This is a genomic window from Streptococcus sp. 2022WUSS037, assembly GCF_044427225.1.
Taxonomy (GTDB): domain Bacteria; phylum Bacillota; class Bacilli; order Lactobacillales; family Streptococcaceae; genus Streptococcus.
This window is the reverse complement of the sequence record NZ_JAOTGJ010000050.1, coordinates 1-9204: the sequence shown is the minus strand read 5'-3', so window position 1 is coordinate 9204 and position 9204 is coordinate 1. Positions and strand designations below refer to the sequence as shown.

At 38.8% G+C, this 9204-nt stretch carries 9 protein-coding genes and 1 riboswitch; of the genes, 5 read left to right on the top strand and 4 right to left on the bottom strand.

Going from position 1 to position 9204, the window contains the following annotated elements:
• The first annotated feature begins 436 nt into the window (after positions 1-436).
• From ODU55_RS11095 to ODU55_RS11080, 4 genes are all read left to right on the top strand, one after another.
• A complete protein-coding gene (locus ODU55_RS11095) occupies positions 437-2212 on the top strand; it encodes an oligopeptide ABC transporter substrate-binding protein (RefSeq protein ID WP_398582856.1) in 1776 nt (591 codons plus the stop codon).
• A gap of 387 nt (positions 2213-2599) precedes the next feature.
• Complete coding sequence (locus tag ODU55_RS11090) at positions 2600-3145, top strand: tRNA (cytidine(34)-2'-O)-methyltransferase (protein ID WP_044678787.1); 546 nt, start codon at positions 2600-2602, stop codon at positions 3143-3145.
• Between the two features lie 49 nt (positions 3146-3194).
• Positions 3195-3530, top strand: a riboswitch (FMN riboswitch).
• A 59-nt stretch (positions 3531-3589) separates the two neighbouring features.
• Positions 3590-4147, top strand: a complete 558-nt coding sequence (locus ODU55_RS11085; protein WP_398582855.1) for an ECF transporter S component — start codon at positions 3590-3592, stop codon at positions 4145-4147.
• A 24-nt stretch (positions 4148-4171) separates the two neighbouring features.
• A complete protein-coding gene (locus ODU55_RS11080) occupies positions 4172-4825 on the top strand; it encodes a phosphatase PAP2 family protein (RefSeq protein ID WP_044674249.1) in 654 nt (217 codons plus the stop codon).
• A 207-nt stretch (positions 4826-5032) separates the two neighbouring features.
• Here ODU55_RS11080 and ODU55_RS11075 read toward each other — a convergent pair whose 3' ends face one another.
• From ODU55_RS11075 to ODU55_RS11060, 4 genes are all read right to left on the bottom strand, one after another.
• Positions 5033-6832 (bottom strand): acyltransferase family protein, encoded by a 1800-nt coding sequence (locus tag ODU55_RS11075; RefSeq protein WP_398582854.1) that lies wholly within the window; start codon positions 6830-6832, stop codon positions 5033-5035.
• Positions 6822-7244 (bottom strand): hypothetical protein, encoded by a 423-nt coding sequence (locus ODU55_RS11070; RefSeq protein WP_172034810.1) that lies wholly within the window; start codon positions 7242-7244, stop codon positions 6822-6824. Before ODU55_RS11070 ends, ODU55_RS11075 begins: the two co-directional genes overlap by 11 nt.
• A gap of 131 nt (positions 7245-7375) precedes the next feature.
• Positions 7376-7810, bottom strand: a complete 435-nt coding sequence (locus tag ODU55_RS11065) for a low molecular weight protein-tyrosine-phosphatase (RefSeq protein ID WP_398582853.1) — start codon at positions 7808-7810, stop codon at positions 7376-7378.
• A 169-nt stretch (positions 7811-7979) separates the two neighbouring features.
• The gene (locus ODU55_RS11060; protein WP_174850156.1) at positions 7980-8192 is read right to left on the bottom strand and encodes a CsbD family protein; all 213 of its coding nucleotides are present in this window, start codon (positions 8190-8192) and stop codon (positions 7980-7982) included.
• A gap of 204 nt (positions 8193-8396) precedes the next feature.
• Between ODU55_RS11060 and ODU55_RS11055 the strand changes: the two genes are divergently transcribed.
• Positions 8397-8915, top strand: a complete 519-nt coding sequence (locus ODU55_RS11055; RefSeq protein ID WP_024384587.1) for a DNA starvation/stationary phase protection protein — start codon at positions 8397-8399, stop codon at positions 8913-8915.
• The last annotated feature ends 289 nt before the right edge of the window (positions 8916-9204 follow it).

Sequence of the window (9204 nt, the reverse complement as noted above, 5' to 3'; positions counted from 1 at the left end):
ATATCATAATAGCAGAGTGAAAAACTTTCTTTGTGAACATCCATTCCGATGAAAAGTGTGGTAAAATGAAACATATAAGACCTCCAATTGAGTGTGGTAATTCCTGTTAGAAGTTGATTGTTTTTTTTATTCTAGTGTACAGGTAAATCCACGAATTCTCAACTGGGGGTCTTTACATATTGTCTATATAATACTTTGTCATCAGAGAAAAAACGATACCTAGCTTAGTTTACTGAGTTATGAGTTTGGTGGACTATCATTAAAAACTAAGAAGCAGTAGGAATGAGGGGAGTTTGCCTTGACCTGCATACCTTATCATTTTTAGTTAGAATGGAAGAAAGTGAGCGTACTCAAAGGCGAATATTCTTGGTAAGATAGTTGCATATTTATGCTAAATCGTGCTATACTATTCAAAATAAATAAATGGAGTAGAGATATGAAAAGAATGAAAAACATCGCTTTAACTGGTATCGGTCTGCTTTCTATTGTAGCGTTAACAGCTTGTCAAAGTAAAGAAAGCACGAGCTCAATTGATTTATCTTTTGAATCTGAAGTGACCCATGAAGGTCAGGCAATTAGTGGTGGGCAGTTTAAGTATGCCTTGGTTGCTTCTGCACCATCCACGGGTATTTTGTTAGATGAGCTTGCTCAGACGGGAGTGGATGCTCCGTTTGCCTCTATGGTTGATATTTCTATGTTTGGCTATAATGCAGACCGTAAATTGGATGATTCAGGACTTGCCAAGGCTGAATTTGATGTGGATGCCAAGACTGTCACTGTTAGTTTGACAGGCAAGGATTACAAGTGGTCAGATGGGAAGCCATTTACTATCGATGACTATATTTTCACCATTGAGCAGTTAGCTAGTCCTGATTATACTGGTGTCCGTGCTGATACAACCTACACCAATATTGTTGGTTTTGAAGAGCTACAGGCAGGAACAGCTAGTGAAATTTCTGGCGTCAAGAAAGTTGACGACTATACAGTTGTTCTGACTGTCAAAGAGATGTCGCCTTCTATGATGTATGCAGGTGGGGGTGTACCTTATTTAGTCATGCCGAAACACATTTTTAAAGACATTGCAGTCAAAGATTGGGAATCAAGTGACTATGCTCGTACTGCCAAAGTTGTTGGGATGGGACCTTACAAGGTAAAGGAAATTGTCAGCGGTGAATCTGTTACCTATGTGCCTAATGAATATTACTTCAAAGGCAAAGTCAAGCTAGATAGTTACAAGATTGATATCGTTTCTCCAGACACCATCGTTTCTGAGATGAAAGCCGGAAACTATGATTTGGCTGAAATGCCAACAGACCAGTACGAATCTTACAAGGACTTATCAAATATTACTTTGCTAGGTAGTCTGGATGGTATTTACAATTATATTGGCTTCAATCTTGGTAAGTACGATGAGACCAGCGGTAAAAATGTGACCAATCCTAATGCTAAGATGAATAATGTTAAATTGCGTCAAGCAATGGGATATGCGTTGGACAATGCGGTGATTGGAGAGAAATTATATAACGGCTTGTATCACCCGACAAACTCACTAATTATCTCTTTCTTTGGAGATGTTCACGATTCAGAACTAGCTGGCTATAGTTATGATCCTGAAAAGGCTAAAAAAATTCTCGATGAGGCAGGATATAAAGACGTTGATGGAGACGGTATGCGTGAAGATGCTGCTGGAAAACCACTTACCATCAGTGTTGCAGCACAGAAATCAACCGAAACGCAAGAAACCATGGTACAGCAATACCTTACATGGTGGAAAGAAATTGGTTTGAATGTGGAACTCTATACAGGAAGAACCATTGAGTACAATACTTTCTATGAATCAATTGCTGCCAATGATGAGGGGATTGATGTCTATCTTGCTGCTTGGATTGCCGGTCTAGATCCAGACCCGACATCATTGTGGGGACCTGAAGCGATGTACAACTATACTCGCTTCGTTTCAGATGAAAACACAGCACTTTTAAATAAAATTACCTCTGCTGAGTCATTTGACGAACAGAAAAATATTGAAAACTACAAAGCTTGGCAAGAATATGCATTCGAACAAGCCTTTGCAATTCCAACCTTTGAACGTGAAAGTATTACTGCCGTTAACAAACGCGTTAAATATTACGACGTTTATATCGGTTCGGACAGCAAATCAGGCCATGAAAATCTTGAGTTGACTGCGGAAAAAGGGATTGCAGCAGAATAAATGTAAGAAAGGGGAGTTTATTTGCTCTCCTTTTTCATTTTCTATGAAAATTTGAAAAAAATGGGGCAAAACTCTTGATTTTCAGCCTTCTTTAAGCTACAATAGTATCACGATTTCATTGATTTAACTCAAACCTGTTGTGAGTTAAGTGAATGAATCATCATTCACCATGCTGTTTGCTGAGCTTGACTCCGGGCAGTGTGGCTATTTTTTTGTCTTTCTTGCCATAGGAGACAGTCGAGTCTTTTTACTCAATGAAAATCAAAAAAAGAAACTAGACAACAAGCAGCAGACTGTATTGGTATACGGTAAAATGCAGCTGACATGGTTTGGATTTGATTTTCGAAGGGTATTCGTGTTTAGTGAAATGTCACCAGAGAGGTCCTTATGAATATTGAAACATTAGAGTATATAGAAGAAACAGCCAAAAACCACATTGTCTTATTTGAACCACAGATTCCACAGAATACAGGCAATATTGCTCGAACTTGTGCTGCAACCAATAGTCCTCTCCATATCATTAAGCCTATGGGATTTCCAATTGATGACCGTAAGATGAAACGTGCAGGACTAGATTATTGGGATAAGTTAGATGTTCGCTTCTATGACAATTTAGCAGAATTTATGGATTATGCCAGCAAACAAGGACGTGTTCACTTAGTATCTAAATTTGCTGATAAAACCTATTCGGATGAAGACTATAGTGATGGGAATATTCATTATTTCTTATTTGGCCGTGAAGATAAGGGTTTGCCAGAAGATTTTATGCGTGAACATCCAGAGAAGGCTATCCGTATTCCAATGAATGATGAACATGTGCGTAGTCTTAATGTCTCTAATACAGCGTGTATGATTGTATATGAGGCTCTTCGGCAGCAACAGTTCGTTGGTCTAGATTTGGTTCACACCTATGATGGGGACAAGTTAAAATAGTGAAAACTTACCAAGCTCTTGCAAATGCAAGGCTTTTTTGGTATGATGAAATAGTCTTCAGGGCAGGGTGAGATTCCCGACCGGCAGTGATTTTTTTGATTCTTGCTTTTCTTTTTCTCTCATTCGTCGTTGACCAGGCTCGCCTAACTCCAGTTATGCCTTCGCCTTGTCGCCTAGACTGATAGAAAAATCTTAAGCAACACTCAAAAAAAGTGTTTTTGTTTCATTTTAGGGCTAGGCAAGGAGGTGCAGACTATACTAAGGTATGTCAAGCCGACTTAACGAAGCCATAAAATAGAAAGAAAGACACGTACAGTCTGCGAGCGAAAGCTGATGTGGTGCAATTCCACAACCGACAGTAAAGTCTGGATGGGAGAAGACGAAGTGGAGGCTTTTTGCCTGCTCTTCCACGCTTCTTCAATTTTTAAAAATTGGAGGAACCTTATGACAAACACACGCAAAATGACGATTATCGCCATTCTCTCAGCAGTATCCTTTCTGCTCATGTATTTGAAATTTCCGCTGATTCCAACAGCCAGTTTCCTGGAAGTGGATTTTTCTCTCGTACCGATTTTATTTGGTCTGCTTGTTCTAGATATGAAGTCTAGTTTTGCTATCCTTTTGGTACGAACTTTTCTCAAACTGATTTTAAATAATCAGGGACCATCGACAATTATTGGCTTACCGATGAATATTGCAGCTTTGTCAGTTTTCATTTTAGCAGTAGCCTATTTCTGGAAAAATGAACAAACGTTAAAAAATTATTTAAAAGCAGTCGCTGTTGCGACAATTGGTTCGACAGCAGTGATGCTGGTATTAAATTACGTTTATGCGGTGCCTGTTTATGCAGCCTTTGCAAATTTTGATATTAAAGAAATCTTGGGTCTGACTAACTATCTTTTGATGATGGTACTTCCTTTTAATCTTTTACAAGGGATTGTGCTTTCAGCAATATTTTATATCTGTTACAAAGCAGCCCAACCTATTTTAAAGAAAGTTTAACCTTTATAAGGTAAACTATACTGTATGAAGAATAAACAAATCCATTTACGAAATGCATCTTTTTTTGCTCTAGCCTTTGTGATATTGGGCTATGTAGTAAAATTTTATCCTACTACCCTAGCAGGTTTTGACTCAACTGTCCAGTCTGCCATTCGTGGAAATTTACCAAGTGGAGCCAGTCAATTTTGGACCTCTATTACTGTTTTAGGAAATACAGTTATTATTTTAGCTATTACCTTGATTCTAGCTGCTATCTTTTACTACTATAAAAAATGGAAGATAGAAGCTTATTTCCTACTTGCTAGTTTTGCGGCGATGGGTGTGGCATCCACAGCCCTGAAATATGTCTACCAACGTCCGCGTCCAAGTATTGAATGGTTGATTGATACCATCGGTTACTCATTTCCTAGCTGGCATACTGCATCAACTATGATGATTGCAGGAGCAGTTGTTATTATTGTTCACCAGAGGATGAAGAAAGGCATAGCTAGACTTGTGCTACAAGCCGTGTTGATTCTACTTGCTGTCCTGGTAGCTGTATCCCGTATCTATATTGGGGTTCACTATCCGACAGATATTATCGGTGGTTGGCTACTTGCCGTCACTCTTTTACAAATGATGTATCCATTTTATGACCAAAAACGCTTTGAATGGCGTTTCCAAAGTAAACAAAAATAGTCAATTTGACACCAACTCCTACTGTAAAAGGTAGGAGTTTTAACTTGTCATCTTCGCTTTTCCGTCCTTTGTAGAAGTGGCTTATTTCACAAGATTTATTGAGACTGAGCTCAGGCACAGCGCCATTTCTTAGAGTTCGCGCTGGACTTATCGGAAAATCGTGCAAAAATCCTCCGAGAAATTCTCAGAGGATGATGATGTATAAATCTAGTTTTTGATTGGACCATCAGCAACGGCTTCAACGGCATTTTTTATCGTTTGGGCGAAGACTTCGCCTCCATTACTTTCAAGATTGAAATGAACAAGGTCGGTATTGTACCAAATTGGTGGATTATCCTTTGCAACTTGATACCAGTCTGCAATGGAAATGTAATCATATTTTTCAGCCAATTCTTTCTCGTATTGACCAGTTTGATAAGAAATGGATTCGCTCGGAGTGAAGTTTCCATCGTAAGGAGTGACAAAAATAAGGCGACGTCCTTTAGGAAAATCTTTGACTAGCTGGTCTAGTAGTTCCTGATAATTATCCGTAGTATTTGTACCTAGGGCTACAACTACAGTCTCTTTCAAGCTATTATTTTGCTTATAAAGATTTATCAATTTATCAATTTCAGAGAGATTTCGACTGACAGTTCCATCGATCTGTGCATCTGGTAGCGCGGTCTGTATGGCAGCACTGGCGCGAACAGTAACAGAATCGCCAAAGATGATAACTCCTTTTTGAATTTCAAAACTAGTAGCTTTAGCGTTTTCAGCAGCAGATCGTGTTGTATTTAGTTGGGTCTGAGCTTGGTAAAGATTGCTAACCATGCTCTCTTGTTCAAAACTTCCTAATTTTGGTGCAAACAGACAGATACCTAAGCCAACTATGGTCAAGCAAGCAAAGCTACCAAGAAGCCACTTTTTATATGGTTTCAAATCCATGGCTAATCCAAACAAGCTTCCTACTTTTCCAGCAATATATGGTTCTAGAATATAGAAGGAAATAGTTGATAGGATAATAGAAAAAACAAAGGATAATCCCGCAGCGATAGTGGCATTTGTCAGTTGTGTAAAGATAATGAGCAAGGGCCAGTGGAAGAGGTAGATACCATAAGAAATACTTGAAAAGAAGAGGATAATTGCAGGTTCTTTGACATCTTCGGTTTTCTCGTGAAGTACCCGAGCAGCAAAAATCATAGTTGCTGTAGCTAAACTGGATAGAAGAAAACCAATTAGATAGGTCCAGATGGAACTGAATTGAAGAGTAAAGAGAAGAAGAAGTTCTATTCCTAGTCCTCCAAGAAACAGACCTATAGCTTGTTTGATACTCAATGTATTCACTTGTTGCTGGAAGGCAGTTGTTGTATTTCCGATACCAGCGATGGTTGCGAGAATGCTTCCGAGGAAGAATGGGAAGGTATGTGTGAAGCTCGAGTAGTAAATGGTTGAGAAATTATCCACAAAGAAACTTGAGATAGACATTGCTAAAAAACTTAGCGAGAAGAGGCTTATACATGTTAGAAAAATTGATCCACGTAGTTGCCCCACACTTTTTGAGATGCGAGTCAGATACCAAACTAAACCAGCCCAGACAAGGTAATACTGAACTTCTATGGCTAGTGTCCAAGTATGCATAAATAGATGAGGTGAAAATTGATTCTCGTAACTACCACCTGATAGAATTTCAAAGAAGTTTGTCATGAATCCGAGCGCAGCAGCTATCTGATTGCCGATATTGGCAATGAAATCATTGCGGACAAGTAGAGCAAGTGGAAGAACCAAAAGAATCGTTAAAACCAGAGGGGGGAGAATCCGATAGAACCTTCTTCTGAAAAAGCTGACAATATCTATTTTTTTATGTTTTGCAAACTCATCAATCAAAAGGGCAGTTGTCAAATATCCAGACAGGGTAAAGAAGAGGTCAACCCCCACAAAGCCACCTGGGAAATATTTGATAAAGAAATGATAGAGTAGGACAAAGACTAATCCAATCACACGTATAACAGATAACCATTTAATTTTCATATTGATAAATCCCCTGTTTAAAAGTTCCTTCGTAGATAGCCTGTCCTTCGGTGGTCAATTTTCCTTTTCCATCGGCATAGCCGTTTTTAAATTGCCCGGTATAAACCCACCCACTTGCAGATGTGTAGGTTCCTTGACCGTGGAAAATTCCATTTGTAAATTGTCCTTCGTAGACATCTCCATTATCAAAGGTCAATTTTCCTTGACCATTCATTTTATTTGCGACCACATAACCGTTGTACTGCAGGGCGCCATTATTGAAAGTTATGGCTTGCTTGCTGGCAATTCGCCCTGTAAATACAGAGAGGGCACAGATGAGGATGATAATAAGGGAGAGGATTTCAAGTTTTGGACGGGTGAAATGACTTGTTATATCATGCCATTTTATACTAGGTAATTTGAACTCTTTCATCGTTTTACTCTTTCATAAGATTTGACCGACGCTAATCAGTTCTTTCTAGGATACAGTAAGAAATTATCAGTTCAGTCAGAAATAGTTTACCATTTTTTTACAAATATTACAAAAATATTACATAGAAAATCTTATTCTTGGTCAAATGACTGTAACCTGTCCAACCAGTCTTGGCAACCTTTCTTTACCATGTCGTAGGTTTCGTCAAAATCTCCAGTATACCAAGGGTCTGGTACGGATTTTTCTGCGAATTGAAAAATCTTATTTTGGGCATGTGCTGGTGCCATTTTCTGTAAATCTCGGATATTATTGCTGTCCATACCAATGATGACATCAAATTCCTCAAAGTCTGCTTGAGAGATTTGTTGAGAAGTTTTGGTCTTATCATAGGAAATCTTGTGCTTTTGGAAAATTTTCTGTGTTCCAGGGGAGATAGGATTACCATGCTCCCAGTTTGAAGTAGCACGGCTTTCAATATGAAATTGATTTGTCAAATCTTTCATGACAAATTCAGCCATAGGGCTACGACAAATATTTCCAAGACAGACAAAAACGATTTTTTTCATAGATTCTCCTTTCGTGGCATAAGAAAAGAGAGGGCAGACTCGACAGGTAAATGCCTGAGTTCCCCTCTCTTGCATATTTTTGTTCGGGCTACAGGTAAAAGACCAAATTGAGTGTAATGTTCATTATCAAACAGTGCACGAGCAATCCTACCTATATTGAACTCTTTGTTTATTTCTCTTCTTTGTCGAAAGCATTTTTGATGCCGTTAATGGCACCTTCAAGCCCATCTTTTGCATCTTCGACTAGCTCTTTTGCTTTGCCAATTCCTTTCTCAACAAGTCCTTCAACTTCGATTTCCTTGTCGTCGGTCAGCTTACCAATTACCTCTTTTGCAGAGCCAGATAGCTGTTCTAGTTTTGCGTCAAATTTTTCTTCTGACATAAAATCCCTCCTTGATATACACATATGGGGGCGATGACTTTCTAAAAAGAAAATCACATACTATTCTTACTTACTAGTCTAACGTATATAAGTTAATATAGCAAGGGATTTGTTTGTCAATAGGTCAGAGGAGGATGAGGGATAATTCTTGCAATTTTTCCTTCTTTTATTTATAATAATTATAAATAAAAGAAAGGATGATATATGATGAAACAAAAATATTATCAATCTCCAGCAGAAATTGCGTCTTTCAGCCCGCGTCCATCACTGGCTGATTCTAAGGCTGTTTTGAATCAAGCGGTGGCCGATTTATCAGTAGCCCATTCTATCCTCCATCAAGTTCATTGGTATATGCGTGGTCGTGGCTTTATGATTTGGCATCCAAAGATGGATGAATATATGGAAGAAATTGATGGCTATTTGGATGAGATGAGTGAGCGTTTAATCACCTTAGGTGGGGCACCATTTTCTACCCTCAAAGAGTTTAGTGAAAATAGTCAGCTCAAGGAAGTTCCTGGTGATTACACTGTAACGATTGAAGAGCAATTGGCGCGTGTGGTAGAGGTGTTCCGCTATCTGGCTGCTCTTTTCCAAAAGGGATTTGATGTCAGTGATGAAGAAGGTGACAGCGTAACCAACGACATTTTCAATGTGGCTAAGGCTAGTATTGAAAAACATATTTGGATGCTGCAGGCAGAACTTGGTCAAGCACCTAAGTTGTAAATAGATGAAGGGTCCACAGTAGGACAATGTCATTAAGTTAACATTCGGCAGTACATCTACACTGTCTACTCCCAAGTATTTTTTCTATATCATACTTGGGATTTTTGTATTCAGCCAGCACAAAAAGAGGCTTTTCATCCTTATTTTTAGTATTCATTTGCTCGATTTTATGCTATTCTATAAGTGAAATCTACAAGTGTTTGATATCGAACCTTCCTCCTCGCCTGTCTATCGGGTCGAATTGGACAGAGGTGGGATTGGAGGTAGATTTCAACTTGCTTGGAAGGTA

Coding starts and splice junctions, on each gene's coding strand:
- ODU55_RS11055 (WP_024384587.1), top strand. CDS start 8,397: ATGATGAAACAAAAATATTATCAATCTCCAGCAGAAATTGCGTCTTTC.
- ODU55_RS11090 (WP_044678787.1), top strand. CDS start 2,600: ATGAATATTGAAACATTAGAGTATATAGAAGAAACAGCCAAAAACCAC.
- ODU55_RS11075 (WP_398582854.1), bottom strand. CDS start 6,832: ATGAAAATTAAATGGTTATCTGTTATACGTGTGATTGGATTAGTCTTT.
- ODU55_RS11095 (WP_398582856.1), top strand. CDS start 437: ATGAAAAGAATGAAAAACATCGCTTTAACTGGTATCGGTCTGCTTTCT.
- ODU55_RS11085 (WP_398582855.1), top strand. CDS start 3,590: ATGACAAACACACGCAAAATGACGATTATCGCCATTCTCTCAGCAGTA.
- ODU55_RS11080 (WP_044674249.1), top strand. CDS start 4,172: ATGAAGAATAAACAAATCCATTTACGAAATGCATCTTTTTTTGCTCTA.
- ODU55_RS11060 (WP_174850156.1), bottom strand. CDS start 8,192: ATGTCAGAAGAAAAATTTGACGCAAAACTAGAACAGCTATCTGGCTCT.
- ODU55_RS11065 (WP_398582853.1), bottom strand. CDS start 7,810: ATGAAAAAAATCGTTTTTGTCTGTCTTGGAAATATTTGTCGTAGCCCT.
- ODU55_RS11070 (WP_172034810.1), bottom strand. CDS start 7,244: ATGAAAGAGTTCAAATTACCTAGTATAAAATGGCATGATATAACAAGT.